This window comes from Companilactobacillus furfuricola, assembly GCF_003946325.1.
GTDB classification, from domain to species: Bacteria; Bacillota; Bacilli; order Lactobacillales; family Lactobacillaceae; genus Companilactobacillus; species Companilactobacillus furfuricola.
Map to the genome: position 1 here is coordinate 1 of NZ_RHNT01000041.1, position 19,859 is coordinate 19,859.

Consider the following 19,859-nt stretch of genomic DNA (forward strand, 5'->3'; position numbering starts at 1 on the left):
GAAGTACTTAGAGTATCGGGTGCGACCGATGCTCTTTTTTATACATATAATTATATCAAAAAGGGTGTTGTATCAGAACCTGACGGTTCTAATACAACACCCTTTTTTGGAGACTTATGTCACAGCCTCTTTTAATCGTGCAATAGTGCAAATAATTATATTAATGGAGAAGATTACATGAAGAAATCTATATTAAAATGTACCATTGTATTTGCATTTTTGATGGGATTTGTTAGTCTCATCAATAATATAAATACAACTTTTGCAGCCACTTCGGGTGATTTTGTTATTAAACCTGAAGATGGGGATGGTGCAAAAGTAAATATTGATGGTGGATTTTATTTGATCAAAGCCAATCCTGGAGAGGTAGTTCAAGTAAAAGTTGGAATTTTTAATACCGATAAGCATGAAAGGAGATTTTTAGTTTCTGCTAACACTGCATATACTGACGATTCGGGACAGCCGGCCTATAATGCAAAGAAAGTTAAAGACCCAAATTTGAAGGTAAAGGTTAGAGATACTGTTCAAAATAATGACCAGATAATAACTGTTGCTGGAAATAGTGATACCTCAGCAACTTTAAATATTAAAATTCCTGAGCAAAAATATAATGGCTTTATTATGGGTGGAGTAAATGTGACTCCATATAAGGAAGAGGCCAAAGGTACAGTGACGGAAAATGGAACGTTGATCAAGAACAAGTTTAGTTATTCACTGCCTATTCAAATTGGACAAAATGGATCCGATAATGCGGATGTCAATTACAAAATTTCAAAAGTATTTCCTACCATTGTTCCCTCACCTGGAAAGAAAGAAATTGGTGTCTCAGCAGTTGTAATGAATACTAAAAATGCTTATATACCTAATTTGAGTTCAAAAGCTGTTATTACTAAATATGGTAATAGTAAATTTAAGAAAACCACAGTTCAAGATAATCAATCAATCGCACCGACATCGCATTATAACTATCCAGTAAGTTGGGGTAAAGATCGTTTACAAACTGGTAAATATCATATTAAATTAACTTACAATGGTAGTGGCATAAAAAGTTGGGTAGTCGACAAAGACTTCATCATCACTAACGCTCAAGCTGACAAGTTCAACAACTTAGCCGGGTTCAAGCCAAACTACATGTGGCTTTGGATCATCTTAGGAATTCTTCTATTGCTTCTGATCCTTGGACTAGGTCTCTACTTAGGTAAGAGAAATAACAATAATAATTCCAACAATAATAATCGCCTTAGTTCTAAATCAAGAAGAAGACGTCGTAGATAAATGATTTGTAAAAAACTCAGTTTATTGTTCGGCATACTTGTGATGGCGTGTTGTGGATTTGTTTTTTCACCAAATATTGCTTCAGCTGATATTCAAAGTGTTTCAGTTACACCGATTGTCAGCGATGATGAGGACCCGAGCTTTTTCCAGCTATCAGGTCAGCCAGGTTCAGTGAAGGAATTGAAACTTTCGCTGACTAATTTTGGAGACATGCCGATCCAACTAAGAGTTCAACCGACCAATGCCACAACGTCAACGACTGGTAAATTGGACTTTGATGAGAAAGTCACGGTGGGAGATTATGGTTTGCGTCATGCTTTTTCAGACATGACTAATCCACAAACTGTTATGCTTAAAAATGACCAGACTAAAGACTTAACTTTTAAAGTTAAGTTGCCATCTCAACCACTCGCTGGCACGGTGATCGGTGGTTTTGACGTTTATGATGTTAAACATCCAAATGATGGGCACTCAGGAGTTGCTGTCTATTTCGATTCGACGCCAACTAAGAATAATCACTTAATTAAATTTGATGGGATAGTTCCAAAAGTTCAAAACAAACAACCTTTTTTAATGGTCAATCTAGCTAATTATTCGGCTGAAACTATCAAGAACACAATTGTTCAAGTTAAGGTCAAAAAGAATAATTGGTACAACAAATTAGGACTCGATAATCAGATCAGCGTCCAAGACGTTAAATTCGATAAGATCGCGCCTAATTCAAAGATACCGATCGAGTTCAATCAGAAACAAACACCGATCGCATCAGGAAATTATTTGGTCGAAGGTGTTGTCAAAAATGGTAGGGATGCCTGGCATTTTAAACAAAATGTCAAAGTTGATCCAGTTGCTGCAGATCAGATCAATCAGCAGGCGAAGAATTTGATTTACGATAAAACTGGGCTCTACCTAACTATTATTGGGGTTTTAACTGCTGTTATTGTGTTAATTTTTTGGGGCATTTCATATCAAAGGAGATACAGTTGAAAAAGTTAGCCGTAATTTTATCATTAGTTTTTGGATTATCTACAGCATTATTATTTGGTCGAACCGCACAAGCTGACGGAGACGAGCCTAAAAAGTCGTATTCAGTTCAAGCTATTTTGCCAGATAATCAGCTGAATAAAGATGTTTCGTATTATGATTTAAAAGTAGAACCTAACCAAAAAACAACTCTGAAATTATTGGTCTCGAATACTGGTCAAGAATCGATCAGTGTTGACGTTGAGTTAAATAATGCCTACACGACCAATAGTGCCACGATCGGATACGACAAGTATTCCGCTAAGACTTATAAGAGTAAGAATCCCGAATTATCTTCATTAGTCGAAGGTAAACGCAAGCAAACGGTGAAACTTAAAGCTGGTGAAACGCAACAAGTCAGTTTTAATATCACTGCACCAAACAAAGAGTTCACTGGGATCATTCTCGGTGGATTAACGACCACGGCTGGTGTTTCTTCAAATGAAAAGAGTAAAGTTAATGTTGCTAATCAAATTCGTTATGTCAAAGGGGTAGTTCTTCATTCTAAAGGAGATCAAGTAGAGTCCAACCTCAATCTAAAAAGCGCTGCTCCCAACGATTATGACGATTCAGTCGGCATCGCCTACAATTTGACAAATGAAGCGCCGATCAATATTAATGACTTAAAGGTCAAAGCCAAGATCAGCCACAAAGGCTTGAAGGATACGAACTACAAAGCAGAAAATCTGCAGATCGCACCAGATTCCAAATTTCAGTACTATGTGCCGATCAAGCATTTGAAACCAGGCATTTACACGACAGAATTGACTTTTTATAACGATGCCGGTTTCAGCAAGACTATGACTAACAAACTGAAAGTGACCCAAGGAAAGATCCAGGCGCTGGATGAGTCAACGCAAGAAGCGTCGTCAAACAAGACGTTGATCTACGTCATCCTAGGATTAGTTGCCGTTATGTTTGTTGGTCTGTGGGTATTTTTCTATTTCAGTGGCAAAAGACTGAAATAGATCGTCATTTACAAACCAAGACTATCAATCTAATTTTGTAACTGGTGATTGTAGTTAAAGGTCATAGCTGCAAATAAGCTGCCCACAACAAAATCAACAAGATTTCACAATAATAATCTAGATCCAAAAAAATCAACAAAAAAACAGTCACTGCACGTTAAATATGCAAGTGACTGTTATTTTTTTCGACATTATCTTGGAGCTTTTGTGTGTATAGTTGATACAGCCGAACTAGTAAGTAAATGTAATCAGTTCTTACAGCTGTGGAGTTCCATGGGATCACGATCAAATCGTCCGGATATTTGTCACGACTTTCGTAGTCGGGAAAGACGTCCAAAGTTGTGATCAAAATATCGACATTGTCGTAGGTGTTGGTTGGAACTAGCTGGATGAACTCCATGGTCGACAAATTATGATAGATCAAACCTTCAACGGGGTTACCAGAATCAACGATGACTTTGACGTGCAGCATGTCTTCTTCACTGACTGCCATGATGTGATTGATCAAGACTTTATACAAGTCATGAGCGATGCTTTCAGCTGAACCTTGGATCGGTTTGAGATCTTCATCGTCTAGGTGATCGAAGAAGTCATAAATATTTGTGTAGATCGACGTCAACGTCTTAAAATCAGCTGGGCTTCTAGTGTAGGAACCTAATTTGATCGGACTTTCGTGGCCAACGATGTAGTAAAAGCCAATATCACGCATGATGTCGTCAGCTAACATATTGATCGATGAATTTAAAAGCAATATCAGTGAAACGTGGTTCGATCTCGGTCAAAACTGATCTACGTTCAGGATAAATGAAATGTGAAGGTGCGAAAGCATAGTCTTTGAAAATGTTCAAAAACTTATTTTCATTATTGAGCTTGTCCATCGGGATGATGGAATAATCGTCACGAGTGATCAAGTCTTTACCGATCGACCTGCCGCCAAACAATTCTTGATAGCCATCCATCGTGTCTAAATAGCGATGTTTGATCAAGCGGATCCGAGAAATTGCCACGACGATTTGTAACTGGAGGCTAGTGACGGGACTGTATGCGGGATTGTCATCTCTATCGACGATTTCTTTAACTACATCTTGTTGGATCAATTTAAATGGCCAAGCTAAACCATGGTAAGTGTACCAGTAAACGAAGTACGCCAACCAACGGATATTCTTTTCATCACCTTTTAATTCTAAAGTCGTATTGGAAACCTTTAATCCAAAGTTTTTCAGTAGTTTACGGAAGTTGGACATACGGCGATTCAAAGTTGATTTTGAAGTGAAGTGAGAATTACTGAAGTTCTCGAAAGTGGGATTAGAGTTAGTGAAACCGTAGTCGAACGCCTGAAATACGATTGAATTTTGGAATAAAAATAATCTATATTGATCGATCGAGATCTTATCGAATTCGATCGATTCGATTTTTGCAGATTTTTTTTGCATTTCTGGATTAAAATCAAAAATATCGTCAAGCAATGCTTGGAAGATGTTATATGTTTTTTGGTAGGTGAAGTGGAGTCTATTGCCGATCGTGCTAAGGTTCAGTTGTACTTTTGGCAATGACTTGATCACCGTCAACATCTGATACTTCTCAACATCCTGTTTGCCTAAAAAAACTGTTTCGAGCATAAACAATCACCCCCGGATGCGTTTTGCTTATAAAAATTATTGTAACATTTTATTCACTTCAGTACTTGCGGTAAGGAGATCTTTTCTTTATAATGTCCTTACATGCAGATAGAGGCGCATTAATTATTAGTAATGATTTGGAACAAGTAGGATTGTTTTGATAAGTCACGAAAGGAATTAATGCCGAAATCGTTTTATCCCTACAATAAAACGATTGGGTCGTTACTTAATAAGTAACGGACTGTCGCACTTAAGTGCGTTGAGCTATTGATCATTTGGATAACAATTACATCCTTATTATCAGTGGTATTTCTGGTAATAAGGTTTTTTTGTGTATTCAAACAAAGAATAGGGGAAAGAAAATGGAAAATACAGATGTAAATCGGTCGTTGAAGACTCGCCATTTGTCCATGATCGCGCTAGGTGGCTCGATTGGTACTGGACTTTTTGTTGCTAGTGGTTCGTCGATCTCAACTGCCGGACCTGGTGGTGCCTTAATTGCCTATGTTGCAATTGGTATCATGGTGTACTTCTTGATGACCAGTTTAGGTGAAATGGCTACCTATATGCCAGTAACTGGCTCATTCGCTACGTATGCAACAAAATTTATTGATCCAGCTTTAGGCTTTGCCTTAGGTTGGAACTACTGGTTCAATTGGGCAATTACTTTGGCAGTTGACTTATCGACTATCTCGATCGTTATCAAGTATTGGTTCCCATCGTGGGATTCATGGAAGATAAGTTTGACCTTTTTAGTAGTATTGTTCGTTATCAATATCGTCTCCGTTGGCTCCTTTGGTGAGACTGAATATTGGCTCGCCTCGATCAAAGTTACGGCTGTTATTGTCTTCTTGATCGTTGGTGTTTTAAGTATCCTAGGTTTCTTAGGTAATCAACATTTTGTTGGCTTAACTAACTTTACTTATCATAAAGCACCATTTGTTGGTGGGATACCGGCGATCATGAGCGTGTTCGTTGTTGCTGGGTTCTCCTTCCAGGGGACTGAGCTGATCGGTATCACGGCTGGAGAGTCAGCAACTCCTGAAAAGAGTATCCCTAAGGCTATCAAGCAAGTCTTTTGGAGAATTCTTTTGTTCTATATTTTATCCATTGCTGTCATTGGGGCATTGATTCCTTATACAAGTCCTAACTTGTTAGGTTCAAGTGCTACCGACATTGCGATCAGTCCTTTCACTATCGTATTTAATAAAGTAGGAATTCCTTTAGCTGCAGGTATTATGAACGCCGTTATCTTAACTTCGGTCGTATCTGCTGCTAACTCTGGTCTTTATGCTGCTAGTAGAATGCTTTGGTCAATGAGTAAGCAAAATATGGCTCCAAAGGCTTTCCAAAGAACTAACAACCATGGTGTACCTTTGTTCTCATTGATCTTGACAGCTGTTATTGGTGCTATCGCTCTGTTCACTAGTTTGTACGGAAATCAATTTTACCAATTACTAGTTGCTGCCAGTGGTCTGACCGGATTTATCGCCTGGTTGGGTATCGCCTTTTCACATTATCGCTTTAGAAAAGCATATAACTTCCACGGCTACAGGCTCGACGATTTGAAATACAAAGCTAAATGGTTCCCACTTGGTCCGATCCTAGCTATCGTTTTGGGTATTGTCATCATCATTGGACAAGATATTCGTTCATTAGTTGACTTTAACGTCACAAAACTACTAGTTAGTTACTCAGGATTGATCTTGCTATTCCTGTGCTGGATCTATTATAAGGTCAGACATAAGACTAAGTTTTTGAAACTTGAAGACATTGACTTAGATTCTGCTAAGAAACATAAATACTAATTCTTGAAAAAGCATAAAAATTAACTTACTATATAGATAAATACAAAAAGCTGATAAGGTACCTATTTGATGAACTTTTCAGAGAAACGATGGTTGGTGTGAATCGTTGAAGTTCTTATTCCAGTATCTTGGCTAACGGGTAATGCCGTTCGGTTGGATTCGATAAAATCCCTCAAGAGCAGTGTACTAGTGTACGCTGAAACTGGGTGGTACCGCGAATGACCGATTCGTCCCTTTTAAGGACGTATCGGTCTTTTTTTGTACAAGGAGGAAAAAACATGTTAGATATCAAACTTATCAGAAACAAACCTGATTGGGCTAAAGAAAAATTGGCAGCTCGTTCAGTTAAGCCTGAAGAGATCGACAAATTATTAGATTACGATAAACAACGTCGTGAATTCTTAGTCAAGACAGAAACTCTTAAAGAGAAGCGTAACAAGGTTTCTCAAGAAATTTCTACTAAGAAGCGTAACAAGGAAAATGCTGATCAAGAAATTGCCGACATGAAGAAAGTTGGAGCCGACATTAAAAATCTTGACGCTCAACTTGAAGAGATCGAAGGCAAGATGAACTACATTTTAGTCCGTCTACCTAACTGGCCAGACGATTCAGTTCCAGTTGGTCCCGACGAAAGTTACAACGTTGAAGACCGTAAATGGGGCACGATCCCTACCGAAGGATTCAAGCCAAGACACCACTGGGATATTGGTGAGGAACTAGGTATCTTAGACTTCGAACAAGCCGGCAAGGTCGCTGGTAGTCGTTTCGTCTATTACTTAGGAATGGGTGCTCGTCTCGAACGTGCGGTTTACAACTTTATGTTGGATGAACACCAAAAAGACGGTTATACAGAAGTAATTCCTCCTTACTTAGTAAATAATGAAGCAATGTTTGGAACTAGCCAATTCCCTAAGTTTACTGAAGATGTTTATACAGTTATGGTCGATGAAAATCCATTGACATTGATCCCAACAGCTGAAGTTCCATTGACCAACTATTTTGCTGGCAAGATCTTAAACGAAGAGGATCTACCAAAATACTTCACTGCTTTAACTCCTTGCTTCCGTTCTGAGGCTGGTAGTGCTGGTCGTGATACTCGTGGACTCATCAGAATGCACCAATTCAACAAAGTTGAAATGGTCAAAGTATGTAAGCCAGAAGAATCATTCAACGAATTAGAGAAGTTAACTAAGAACGCCGAAAATATCCTTCAAAAACTTAACTTGGCTTATCACGTTATTACACTTTCAAGTGGGGATGCCAGTTTCTCATCAACCAAGACATACGATCTTGAAGTTTGGCTTCCTGCTCAAGATAAATATCGTGAAGTTTCAAGTTGTTCAAATTGTCTTGATTTCCAAGCACGTCGGGCACAAATCAGATATCGTGACGAAAACGGCAAGACACAATTTGCTCATACACTAAATGGTTCTGGTTTAGCCGTTGGCCGTGTGGTTGCAGCAATCTTGGAAAACTATCAAAATGAAGATGGCTCAGTTGATATCCCAGAAGTATTAGTACCTTACATGGGTGGAGTCACAAAGATCACAAAAGATAATGCAATCTAACTTGAATTAATTAACTTAGATTGATAAAATTTAATAGTTCCGTCTTGGAGCTATTAACATGCCAGTTTAGCTCAGTTGGTAGAGCATCGGTATCGTAAACCGGCGGTCACAGGTTCGAATCCTGCAACTGGCAGAACAGAAGTCACCTTCGGGTGGCTTTTTTTGTGGGATCAATTTTGGAGACGATGTATCCGTTACCAATGAAAAAATCAAAAAATGAGTTCTCAGCAATTTTTTGCGGAACTCATTTTTTTGTATTCTATTCAATTGATTTTAATCATCAAGTACGTTGATGAAAGTGTCCTTAACGAGTAAACGCAATGTTAAACTCAGAATACTTAAAAGCTAATAATTCCGCATGAATTCAGATTTAATTAAAGCTTTTGGAGATTCTAGATGTAACAATGCGCTCGCCCCCTTCATTGATCACCTCTATATTAATCTATTTATTGGTAAAAAAACATCATATTTGACGTGTTTTTTTAATTAATTTATCAGCTGCTAAACTTTTGATTTTGAAAGCAAAAAAATAAGCTTGCCCGAGGAAAGCAAACTCATTTTATTTGGATAATGTCATACAAAGATCATACTCAGTTGTGATAAAGACAACCGGACTTTTGAAGAGCCATAGCTTGTCAAAAAGAGGGATTTTATTATTATGTTCGATTGTTTGAGTAAGCCTAAAGTTACCAAACAAACGTTAAGTTTTTTAGTTAGAAATTATTAGGAATGAAACTGAGACATGACCAACGTTTGAGGGGGGACGTTATCCAATAGTGGTAAAGAGGATGGATACCACATTTTTAGGTTAAATAATGGGGGGAGTCTTCAAATTTCATGCCGTTTATCTTTATCACAACCATAGTATATGACCGATTTATCTGTTTTTTTGGTCAATTTTGATAAGAATATTTATATACATATTATATATGACTGAATATTCCATAAATGTATTGTAAAACGTTTACAAATGGTATATTATGTCATATATATTAATAATTAATTTATTCACAAAGATTGGAAGGTTTACTATGAAAGTAAGTATTATCGGTTGTACACACGCAGGAACTTTTACTGCCATGAATATCTTGAAAGAACACCCTGATTGGGAAGTTGACGTTTTTGAAAGAAATGATAACTTATCCTTCCTATTGTGTGGAATCGCGCTCTGGGTAAGTGATAGAGTATCTGACTCTAATAAAATGTTCTACGCAAGTCCAGATGATTTGGCTAAATCAGGTGCCACAATGTACATGAGACATGATGTAACTGACATCGATTTTGATAAGAAACAAGTTAAGGCTAAGAATTTGGAAACAGGTGAAAGTTTTTCACAAAGTTACGATAAATTAGTATTAACTACGGGGTCATCTCCTATCGTTCCTAACATTCCTGGTATTCATTCTGATCGCGTTCATTTGTGCAAAAACTGGAACAACGCTAATGAATTGAGACAAAACTCTGGCAATATTAAGAGTGCGATCGTTATTGGTGCCGGCTATATCGGTGCTGAATTAGCTGAAGGTTATGCTCATTTAGGTAAAGAAACTACTTTGATCGATGCATTGCCTGATGTTTTATCTAAGAATTTAGACGTTAATATGTCTAAGGTTGCCGAGAAAGATTATCTGGATAATGGTGTTACTTTAGGATTAAATGAAAAAGTGGTTTCATTTGAAGATAATGATGATGGTACTGTGACAGTCAATACTGATAAGAATTCATACACAGCTGATATTGCTGTGGCATGTATCGGTTTCCGTCCTAATACTGATCTTTACAAAGATAAGTTTGAGACTTTGCCAAATGGCGCTTTGATCGTTGACGACTATATGCATACTAGTATGCCGGATGTTTTCTCGGCTGGTGATGCTGCATCTGTCCATTACAATCCAACTGGTGACAATCAATATATTCCTTTGGCTACGAATGCCGTTCGTCAAGGTATCTTGGTTGCTAAAAATATTGAAAAAGATATAATGAAATATATGGGTACACAATCTAGTTCTGCGGTTGAATTGTTTGGTAGATCTTATGCTGCTAGTGGTTTGACTGTTGGACATGCTAAAGCTTTGGGCAAGAAGGTTGAATCGGTTACGCTTGAGGATAACTATCGTCCTGAGTTTATGTTGAGTACTACGCCTGTTTTGATGAACTTGGTTTGGGATCCTGAATCACGTGTTGTTTTGGGCGGAGCTTTTACTAGTATGTATGATATTGCTCAATCGGCTAACTTGATCTCGGTTGCTATTCAGAAGAAGATGACTATTGATGAGTTGGCTATGGTTGACTTTTTGTTCCAACCTAATTTTGATAAGCCTATTAATTATGTTAGTGCCTTGGCAGGGGCAGCCGTTGAGAAGGCCGATGCTTAGTTTTTTGCTGATGCTTTGATTTACGCCAACCACCAAGAGTTTTTCTCGACGGTGCTTTGTCGGTGCTTGATCGTTTTTTGATCGAGTGCCGGCTTTTTTTGTTGTTTGGATGTGAGAGAGCTATGGTTGACAGAGGAGTTTTGCTTGGGGCACATTTTGTTAGTTTGTTTGGTGGTTGGGGTGTGGAGGTAGTATTTTGGTTGCTACGTTCAATGCCGACTCCGGGGCCCGGGGATACAGCCACTGGAACGTGGTGGGCACATTTTGAACCAATCGAGCAAAGTGCGCTCGCTTGTTTCAAAACTGCACCTTTCTCTAAGCTCCTTCGTCGCCAAGAGAAATTTCACCACTGAGGGCTGTATCCCCGGGCCCCTCCGTCTAGATAGAGACATTAATCCCCCCTTTGGTTGAGATTTACCGATTTATTTTGTGCAAATTGGCACTTTTTGCGCGTCCTATTTCTCACATGTCTATCTCAGGTTTTATCTATTCTGGTGGGAGTAGGTGCTTCCTTGTTTTGTTGTGGTCCTTTCTCTGTTTGAATCAATGATCTCTTTCTCGGTTCGCGGGACCTTGCTCCGCTCATATTTGTTTCCTGACTTACATTTTTTTAACTATCTTACTTTTCTTTTTTGGTTAGATAAGGCTAAATATTTTTATTCTTCTTTTACTTTCGTTTCTTGCTCGAGCACTCGTTCCTCGTACTCTCGCCTTGCGGTTATTCCGATTGCTTTGCTTGCTATGCTTTATCTCGGATTTGTTTTACAATAATGTTACAAAATTATTTGTTTTTTCTTTTTCGGAGGTATTTCCAATGCGTAAACATCGGAGCCTTTATTATTTAGGGGCATTTGTTTTAAATTTGGCTATTATTGCGATTATTTTTGCTAGTGCGGGTTTGGTTCCGTTTGGTGATAATAATTTTTTGAGTTCTGATTTGGGGACTCAGTATATTGATTTTTTGACTGAGCTTCGGCGTCAATTGGTTAATGGCAATGTTCATTTGTATTTGTTTAGTCAATCTCTAGGGGACAATTTCTTTCCTATAATTAGTTATTACTTGTTGTCGCCCTTTAATTTGTTGCTGGTGTTGTTTAAGTCTAATCAAGTTCCGGTGGCGGCTGATGTTTTGATTATGCTGAAGATTTCGGCTATGGGCGTTTCTATGGCGATGTTCCTCAGTAAGTATTTTAAAAAAGTTGAATTGATGAATTATGTTTTTACGATTGCTTATAGTTTCTGCGGCTTTGTGGCTTCTTATTTTTATGATTTGATGTGGCTTGATGCTTTGATTATGTTGCCCTTGGTGGCTATCGGGATTATTAAGCTGATCGAAGAAAATAAGTTGTGGGCCTATTATTTGTCGCTTTTATTGGCGATTATTTTTAATTATTATTTAGGTTATATGCTCTGCTTCTTTTCTTTGGCTTTCTTTATTTATTTGTTTATGGATCGTCGTTTGCAAGAGGATCCGCTTCGGAAGCGGATTATTATTAATTACTTGGTCACTTCGATTTTAGCCGGATTGAGTTCTGCGGTGGTTTTGCTGCCTACTTTTGCTGGGATGCTGAATACTGGGAAGAGTTCGTTTGATTTGATCAATTATTTGCCTTCGTTTAGATTTGGCTTTGAAGCTTTTACTCAGTTGGGCGTTGGTGGTAATACTTTTATTCAACGTTTGCACCACGGTCCTTCAGTCTTTATGACTTCGACGGTTTTGATTTTGCTACTGAGTTATTTCTTTAGTTCGAAGGTTAAACAGAAGGATAAGAATAATTCTGCTACTTTGATCGGTATTTTGCTGATCAGTATGTTGATCACTACTTTTAATACGGTCTGGCATATGTTCCAGAATCCGGCTGGATTTCCATTTCGTAATAGTTTTATTTTTACTTTTATTTGTATTTTTATTGCTTATAAAGCTTATGATCAAAGGACTTTTCGTGAAAAAGCTGCTTTAGTTCGATCGGTTTCAACGGCTGGTATTCTGATCAGTATTGGTTATTTGACGTTATGGTTGATCCCCAAGTTGATCGAGAGGATGAATTTTGAGACGCCTGATAATTCAGTCAATGGCTACTATTTCTGGATCTCGATCGTTTCAATTATGCTTTCAGGGCTTTTGATTTATTTGTTCGGGCATAGTCATAAATACCAGTATTTATTGTTGCTAGTAGTGGTTTTTGAAGTGATCGCTAACTTTAACTCAGTGATGTCGACTGCCTCTTTTGGTAGTCAGCACGTTTACGCTAAGCAGTACAATTTGGAAGCTCAAGCTTTGAAAAAAGCTAAGCGGGAAGGTGGTCCAGGGCATCGGATCATTGTTTCTAAATCAGGTATCAATAAGGCTTTTCCTGAGCAGTATAATAATTACAATGATCCAATGCTGTTTGATATTAATGGTTTAAGTCTTTACAGCTCGACTTTGAATCAAGAAACATTGAAAACTTTGAATGATCTGGGATATTTTAGTAAGAATATTCGCCGGATCAGTAGTTTCGGCGGAACCGATTTGACGAATGCTTTGTTAGGGATCCACTACAATATTTGGCAAGAGGATAAGAAGTATAACGTTATCGATGATTACGATGCTCCGTCTATGGCCTTTTTAGTCAGCCCTGACGTTTATGATTTTGAAATGGAACCATTAAGGGCACTTGATAATCAAAATCGACTTTGGCAAGCGTTGACTGGTAGCAATACTGAGTTTTTGAAGAATGCTCAGATCAATAACATGAGCAAGACTAAGCATCACAAGAAGAAAACTTTCAATTATCAATTAACGACGACGGCTGATGGCATGCTTTATTTCTACTATTCACCGATCAACTATAATAAGACGAAAATTTCTGTAAATGGCAAGAATGTTTCAAACTCGCAGATTGCTGTGCAAAGTCAGGCCGTGATGGAATTGGGTGACTTTGCGGAAGGTCAAACGGTGAATGTGAAGATCAGTACTAGAGCGCCACTGGGGATGAATCCTAGCTACTTTAAGACACTTGACCAAGAGCCATTTCTTAAGTCTAAACAAATCTTCCAACAAAATTCTCTGAAAATAACTTCAGACCTCAAACACGATACGATCAAGGGAACCATCGATGCTCCTAGTGATCAGGCTTTATTCATTAGTGTTCCTTATGATAAAGGATGGAAAGCTTTCGACAATGGTCAGGCTGTGCCGATCAAGAAGGTCGTTGGCAACTTGATGGCGATCGATTTGGACAAGGGACATCATAAAGTTCAGCTGAATTATTCCGTTCCCGGATTGAAGTTAGGCTGGATCGTTTCGGGAATTTCGATCCTGCTATTTATCCTTTTTCAATTTTATGTAAAGTTTTTTGAAAAAAATTAATTTTTGTTAACGTTATCAGTTTCACAATCAAGCAAATTATCATCATGAAGATGTTGAAATCACCGTACTTGCGGTGATTTTTTTAAATGTTAATGAAAAACATTTTGTGAAAATACTTAAAATTGTGTTTACAAAATTCTCAGCTTGCTGTAATCTTATATTTGAAAAAGCGCTTACATAAAATGGATTGAGGTGTACGTAATGACAGAAAAGTATATTATGTCGATTGATGAGGGGACTACTAGTACTCGCGCAATCATTTTTGACAAGAAAGGACATAAAATTGCTGATGCTCAACGTGAATTTACACAACATTTCCCTGAGCCAGGCTGGGTAGAACACGACGCTAACGAAATTTGGAACGCCGTTCAATCTACTATTGCTAACGTATTTATCGAGTCAGGTATCAAGCCTGATCAAATCGCCGGTATTGGTATTACTAACCAACGTGAAACAACTGTTGTTTGGGATAAAGTTACAGGACTACCAATTTATAACGCAATTGTTTGGCAATCTCGGCAAACTAGCGACATTGCTAATAAGCTTAAAGAAGATGGATATGAAGACACTATCCACGAGAAGACTGGTCTTTTGATCGACCCTTACTTCTCAGCTACAAAGATCCGCTGGATCCTTGACCACGTTGACGGTGCCCAAGAGCGTGCTGAAAAAGGCGAATTGCTCTTTGGTACGATCGATACTTGGCTACTTTGGAAACTTACTGGTGGAGCTGTTCACGTTACTGACTACTCAAATGCTAGTCGGACGATGTTATTCAACATTCATGATCTAAATTGGGATGACGATATCCTTAAGATCTTGAATATTCCAAAGGAAATGCTACCAGAAGAACGTCCTAACTCAGAAGTTTATGGTAAGACTAAGGATTACCACTTCTATGGTTCAGAAGTTCCTGTTTCAGGCATGGTCGGTGACCAACAAGCTGCTTTATTTGGACAAATGGCATTTGAACCAGGTATGGTCAAGAATACTTATGGTACAGGTGCTTTCATCGTGATGAATACTGGTGAAAAACCTCAACTATCAGAGAATAATTTATTAACAACTATTGGATATGGTATCAATGGCAAGGTTCACTATGCTCTTGAAGGTTCGATTTTCGTTGCCGGTTCTGCTATCCAATGGCTACGTGATGCCATGAAATTAGTTGATTCAGCTCCTGACTCCGAAGCTGCTGCTTTAGCATCAAAGAATGATGATGAAGTTTATGTTGTGCCTGCCTTTACTGGATTAGGTGCACCTTACTGGGATTCAGATGCACGTGGTGCGGTCTTTGGGTTAACACGTGGTACAACTCGTGAAGACTTCATCAAGGCAACATTACAATCACTTGCTTATCAATCCCGTGATGTTATCGATACTATGCAAAAAGATACTGGTATCGAGATCCCAACTTTGAAGGTCGATGGTGGTGCTGCTAAGAACAAATATCTTCTACAATTCCAAGCTGATATTTTGAACACACCAGTTCAACAAGCTAAAGACCTTGAAACAACAGCATTGGGTGCAGCCTTCTTAGCTGGACTAGCTGTTGGTTACTGGAAAGATGTCGATGAGATCAAGAAGGATTACACCGAAGGCGAGATCATCAAACCTAATATGGATGAAAAACGTGCTGATTACCTCTATGAAGGATGGACTGAAGCCGTTGATGCTACAAGAAAATTTAAACATAAGGCAGTTAAATAATTGGGGGTATAAACTATGCACGATAGTTTAATGTTACAACTCGTTGGGGAGTTTATTGGTACTTGTGTATTGATCATTCTTGGTGACGGAGTCGTTGCCGCAGTTAATTTGAAAAAGTCTAAAGCTTATGGCGCCGGCTGGGTAGCAATTGCTCTTGGCTGGGGTCTTGCAATCACGATTGCTGTATACTGTGCAGCTTTCTTAAGTCCTGCTCATTTAAACCCAGCTGTATCATTAGGTATGGCGGTTGCAGGAGTATTTCCATGGGGATACGTTATTCCTTATAGTATTGCGCAGATCCTTGGTGGTGTGCTCGGTGGTATTATCGTTTGGGCTTTCTACTACGATCACTTTAAAGCTACACCGGATGACGAAGATGCAGTTCTTTCAGTTTTCGCCACAATGCCAGCTATTCGTAACTACTGGTTAAACTGCTTATCTGAGTTTATTGGTACAGCTGTTTTAATGTTCGCTTTATTAGCATTTACACGTGGTGACTTTACAGACGGACTCAATCCTATCGCCGTTGGTATCTTGATCACTGCAATTGGTTTCTCACTTGGTGGGACAACAGGATACGCTATCAACCCTGCCAGAGATCTGGGACCTAGAATTGCTCACCAAATCATGCCTGTTCCTAACAAAGGAACATCAGACTGGGCTTATAGTTGGGTTCCTATCGTTGGACCAATGCTCGGTGGTGGTGTAGGTGCATTGCTATATACATTGATTCCTTAAACCTATGTATTAAAAATCTAGAAAGGGTGGCGACACCTTTTCTTTTTATTTTCAGGAGTGTTAAATAATGGAGAAAAAATATATTTTAGCCATTGATGAAGGTACTACTACAGCTAGAGCAATCATTTTTGACCATAAAGGAAAAAAAATCGTGACAGCTCGTCATCATATTCGTCAAATTTATCCTAATCCTGGTTGGGTCGAACATGATGCCAATGAAATTTGGAATGCCGTTCAATCTTCGATCGCAACTGCTTTTATTGAATCAGGTGTTAAACCAGACGAAATTTTGACTATTGGTATTACTAATCAACGTGAAACTACGGTAGTTTGGGACAAGAAGACTGGTTTGCCAATTTATAATGCGGTCGTTTGGCAATCACGGCAAACCGCTCAATTAGCCAACGACTTGATCGAAAAAGGCTACAAAGATGATATTCACAAGAAAACTGGTTTGATTATCAGTCCATATTTTTCAGCTACAAAAGTTCGCTGGATCCTCGATCACGTTGATGGAGCTCAAGAACGTGCTGAAAACGGGGACTTGCTCTTTGGAACGATCAACACTTGGTTGCTTTGGAAATTGACCGGTGGCGAAAGTTTCTTGACAGACTATGCCAATGCTAGTCGTACAATGTTGTTCAACATCAACACCTTGGACTGGGATGACGATTTGCTCAAATTACTGAATATCCCTCGTAAGATGTTGCCAGAAGTCCGTTCAAATGCTGAAGACTTCGGAACAACTAAGAACTATCATTTTTATGGATCACAAGTGCCGATCACAGGGATGACTGGTTCACAACAAGCTTCCTTGTTTGGTCAAATGGCCTTTGACAAAGGAAACGTTAAGAACACATATGGTACTGGTGCCTTCGCCGTGATGAATACTGGGGAAACGCCAGCATTATCAGATAACAATTTGTTAACGACTATTGCTTATGGTGTCAATGGTAAAGTTAATTATGCGCTTGAAGGTAGTATTTTCGTCGCTGGAGCTGCTTTGCAATGGTTACGTGACGGTTTAAGAATGATCAAGGAAACTCCTGATTCAGAGGCAGCTGCTGAACGTTCAACTGATCTGGATGAAGTTTACGTTGTGCCTGCGTTCTCAGGATTAGGTGCTCCTTATTGGGACGACGAGGCACGTGGTACCGTCTTTGGCTTGACACGTGGCTCAAACCAAGATGACTTCGTCAAAGCAACACTACAATCGATCGCTTATCAAACAAAGGATGTCATCGATACGATGAGTTCTGATTCAGACATTCCGATCGATGTCTTAAAAGTCGATGGTGGAGCTTCTGCCAACGATTATTTGATGCAGTTCCAAGCAGATATTTTAAATATCCCACTTGAACGTTCATCAGATCTGGAAACAACTTCCTTGGGAGTAGCTTTCTTAGCTGGTCTAGGTGCAGGTTTCTGGAAAGATATTGATCAAATCAAAGAAAATTATCAAACAGGACAAGAGTTTGAACCTAAGATGTCAGACGAAATTCGTAACAACTTGTACTCCGGTTGGAAGGACGCTGTGGCAGCAACCATGGCTTTCAAACATACAAAATAATTTATTTATAAGAGTCCTTATTAAAGGATTCTTATTTTTTTTTGTTGGTATAACTGGATTTCGAGAGGTATAATTAAAATTGTTTTGACAATGTAACTGCTACAGTTTAATATTTATTTATCGTTGTGATAAGTGAGGAGAATTTATAAATGGATGCGAAAAAAGACCGCGGCTTCCTAGGGCAGCCGTTAGGTTTAAGAACATTATTCTTAACTGAATTTTGGGAAAGATTCAGTTACTATGGTATGCGTGCCATCTTACTTTTCTATATGTATTATTCAATAGAAAAGGGTGGCTTGGGCATCAATCAAACTACCGCTGCATCAATTATGTCAATTTACGGTGCTTTAGTATATATGACAAATGTTATCGGTGGTTTCGTCAGTGATAGACTCTTAGGACCTAGAAGAACTGTTTTCTGGGGTGGTGTCTTGATCATGTTTGGACACATTGTCCTTTCATTACCAATTGGCAAGGGTGGTCTCTTTGGTTCCATCGTCTTGATCACTATTGGTACTGGTTTATTAAAACCAAACGTTTCTGATATGGTTGGTGGACTTTATACTAAAGATGATCCACGACGCGATTCTGGATTTAGTATTTTTTACATGGGTATTAACTTAGGTTCATTGATTGCGCCATTATTGGTTAACTGGGCTTCCGGAGAATGGAATTTTCATGTCGGATTCTCATTTGCTGCTATTGGTATGTTTATTGGATTGATAGTTTACTGGTACGATGGAAAGAAATATTTACCTGAGTCTGGTTTAAGAGCCCCCGATCCAATTACTGATACTGAACGTTCGAAAGTTGTTTCACGTTTAGTTTACGCATTGATTGCAGTTGCTATTATTGTCGTAATCATGTTCTTTACAAAGACATTGACTGTTAACAATGTCATTAATATTATTAGTGCTTTAGGTATTTTGATACCAATTGCCTATTTCGTAATTATGTTACGTAGTAAAAAAGTTACTAAGACAGAAAGATCTAGAGTTTGGGCATTTATTCCATTGTTCGTTGCCGCAGTTGTTTTCTGGGCAATTACCGAACAAGGTTCGGTTGTTATGGCGCTTTTAGTTGCTGAACAGACACAATTGAACTTTGGTGGCTGGACTTTACAACCTGGTTGGTTCCAATCTCTAAATCCACTGTTTATTATTATTTATACACCTATCTTTGCCTGGTTGTGGATCAAGCTTGGTAAGAGACAACCTTCGTCTCCTACTAAATTTTTCCTTGGTTTGCTCTTTACGGCTGCTTCATACTTCTTACTGATTATTCCGTTGGCTTCTGTTGGCGATGGTTTGATTAGTCCGTTGTGGTTGGTTGGTCAATGGGGCTTGATCGAAATTGGTGAGATGCTGATTTCTCCTGTTGGTCTTTCAACTACTACTAAGCTGGCACCTAAGGCTTTCTCATCTCAGATGATGAGTATGTGGTTCTTGTCTAACTCTGCTGGACAGTCTATTAATGCTCAGGTTGTTAAGCTGTTTGATGCTGGTAACCCTGCTAATGAGATGATGTTCTTTGGAGTTACGGCGGCGGTTGTTATTGTTGCTGCTGTGTTGTTGGCATTTATGATTCCTAAGATTAAGGTTATGATGAAGGGTGTTAACTAGCTTTTTGTTTTGCTTCGACTGAGCTTTGCTTGGTCGGGGCTTTTTTTATTGATGTGAGAGAGCTATGGCAGACAGAGGAGTTTTGCTTAGGGCACGTTTTGTTAGTTTGTTTGGCGGTTGGGGTGTGGAGGTAGTAGTTTGGTTGTACGTTCAATGCCGACTCCGGGGCCCGGGGATACAGACGCTGGAACGTGGTGGGCACATTTTGAACCAATCGAGCAAAGTACGCTC

The 19,859-nt window shown here is 38.8% G+C and carries 14 protein-coding genes, 1 tRNA gene and 1 riboswitch; of the genes, 13 read left to right on the forward strand and 2 right to left on the reverse strand.

Translation table 11 applies throughout. The features are described 5' to 3' along the window. The first annotated feature begins 177 nt into the window (after positions 1–177). The 3 genes from EKM78_RS09515 to EKM78_RS09525 are packed head-to-tail and all read left to right on the forward strand — an operon-like array spanning position 178 to position 3,266. Positions 178–1,275, forward strand: coding sequence for a WxL protein host-binding domain-containing protein (locus EKM78_RS09515; RefSeq protein WP_125771686.1), 1,098 nt, complete (start codon positions 178–180; stop codon positions 1,273–1,275). Continuing rightward, entirely contained in the window at positions 1,276–2,262 is a 987-nt protein-coding gene (locus EKM78_RS09520; protein WP_125771688.1) for a WxL protein peptidoglycan domain-containing protein, read from the forward strand. It abuts the gene before it with no gap. Then, positions 2,259–3,266 carry a DUF916 domain-containing protein gene (locus EKM78_RS09525; RefSeq protein ID WP_164507288.1) on the forward strand — a complete coding sequence of 336 codons (1,008 nt, stop codon included), beginning with the start codon at positions 2,259–2,261 and terminating at the stop codon, positions 3,264–3,266. The genes EKM78_RS09520 and EKM78_RS09525 overlap by 4 nt, the downstream gene beginning before the upstream one ends. Positions 3,267–3,423: 157 nt before the next feature. Here EKM78_RS09525 and EKM78_RS13130 read toward each other — a convergent pair whose 3' ends face one another. Together EKM78_RS13130 and EKM78_RS13135 are read right to left on the reverse strand one after the other, a co-directional pair. After that, positions 3,424–4,017 carry a hypothetical protein gene (locus EKM78_RS13130; RefSeq protein ID WP_245995032.1) on the reverse strand — a complete coding sequence of 198 codons (594 nt, stop codon included), beginning with the start codon at positions 4,015–4,017 and terminating at the stop codon, positions 3,424–3,426. After that, the gene (locus tag EKM78_RS13135; protein WP_245995033.1) at positions 3,983–4,885 is read right to left on the reverse strand and encodes a helix-turn-helix domain-containing protein; all 903 of its coding nucleotides are present in this window, start codon (positions 4,883–4,885) and stop codon (positions 3,983–3,985) included. Before EKM78_RS13135 ends, EKM78_RS13130 begins: the two co-directional genes overlap by 35 nt. Before the next feature lie 101 nt (positions 4,886–4,986). Continuing rightward, positions 4,987–5,160: riboswitch (Lysine riboswitch) on the forward strand. Between the two features lie 87 nt (positions 5,161–5,247). Here EKM78_RS13135 and EKM78_RS09535 point away from each other — a divergent pair. The 10 genes from EKM78_RS09535 to EKM78_RS09580 all read left to right on the forward strand — a co-directional run bounded on the left by EKM78_RS09535 (position 5,248) and on the right by EKM78_RS09580 (position 19,628). Next, positions 5,248–6,693 carry an amino acid permease gene (locus EKM78_RS09535; RefSeq protein WP_125771693.1) on the forward strand — a complete coding sequence of 482 codons (1,446 nt, stop codon included), beginning with the start codon at positions 5,248–5,250 and terminating at the stop codon, positions 6,691–6,693. A gap of 278 nt (positions 6,694–6,971) precedes the next feature. Further along, positions 6,972–8,261, forward strand: a complete 1,290-nt coding sequence (gene serS / locus EKM78_RS09540) for a serine--tRNA ligase (RefSeq protein ID WP_125771695.1) — start codon at positions 6,972–6,974, stop codon at positions 8,259–8,261. 60 nt (positions 8,262–8,321) lie between these two features. Then, positions 8,322–8,394, forward strand: a tRNA-Thr gene (locus EKM78_RS09545). An 898-nt stretch (positions 8,395–9,292) separates the two neighbouring features. Beyond that, on the forward strand, positions 9,293–10,636 hold the full coding sequence (locus EKM78_RS09550) for an FAD-dependent oxidoreductase (protein WP_125771697.1): 1,344 nt from the start codon (positions 9,293–9,295) through the stop codon (positions 10,634–10,636). Between the two features lie 122 nt (positions 10,637–10,758). Then, the gene (locus EKM78_RS09555; protein WP_125771699.1) at positions 10,759–10,989 is read left to right on the forward strand and encodes a hypothetical protein; all 231 of its coding nucleotides are present in this window, start codon (positions 10,759–10,761) and stop codon (positions 10,987–10,989) included. A gap of 461 nt (positions 10,990–11,450) precedes the next feature. Further along, entirely contained in the window at positions 11,451–13,988 is a 2,538-nt protein-coding gene (locus EKM78_RS09560; protein ID WP_125771701.1) for a YfhO family protein, read from the forward strand. Positions 13,989–14,189: 201 nt separating this feature from the next. Next, entirely contained in the window at positions 14,190–15,698 is a 1,509-nt protein-coding gene (gene glpK / locus EKM78_RS09565) for a glycerol kinase GlpK (RefSeq protein ID WP_125771703.1), read from the forward strand. A 15-nt stretch (positions 15,699–15,713) separates the two neighbouring features. Next, on the forward strand, positions 15,714–16,436 hold the full coding sequence (locus tag EKM78_RS09570) for an MIP/aquaporin family protein (RefSeq protein WP_125771705.1): 723 nt from the start codon (positions 15,714–15,716) through the stop codon (positions 16,434–16,436). A 67-nt stretch (positions 16,437–16,503) separates the two neighbouring features. After that, positions 16,504–18,006, forward strand: coding sequence for a glycerol kinase GlpK (glpK, locus tag EKM78_RS09575; protein ID WP_125771707.1), 1,503 nt, complete (start codon positions 16,504–16,506; stop codon positions 18,004–18,006). Positions 18,007–18,155: 149 nt separating this feature from the next. After that, the gene (locus tag EKM78_RS09580; RefSeq protein WP_125771709.1) at positions 18,156–19,628 is read left to right on the forward strand and encodes a peptide MFS transporter; all 1,473 of its coding nucleotides are present in this window, start codon (positions 18,156–18,158) and stop codon (positions 19,626–19,628) included. Positions 19,629–19,859 lie beyond the last annotated feature (231 nt).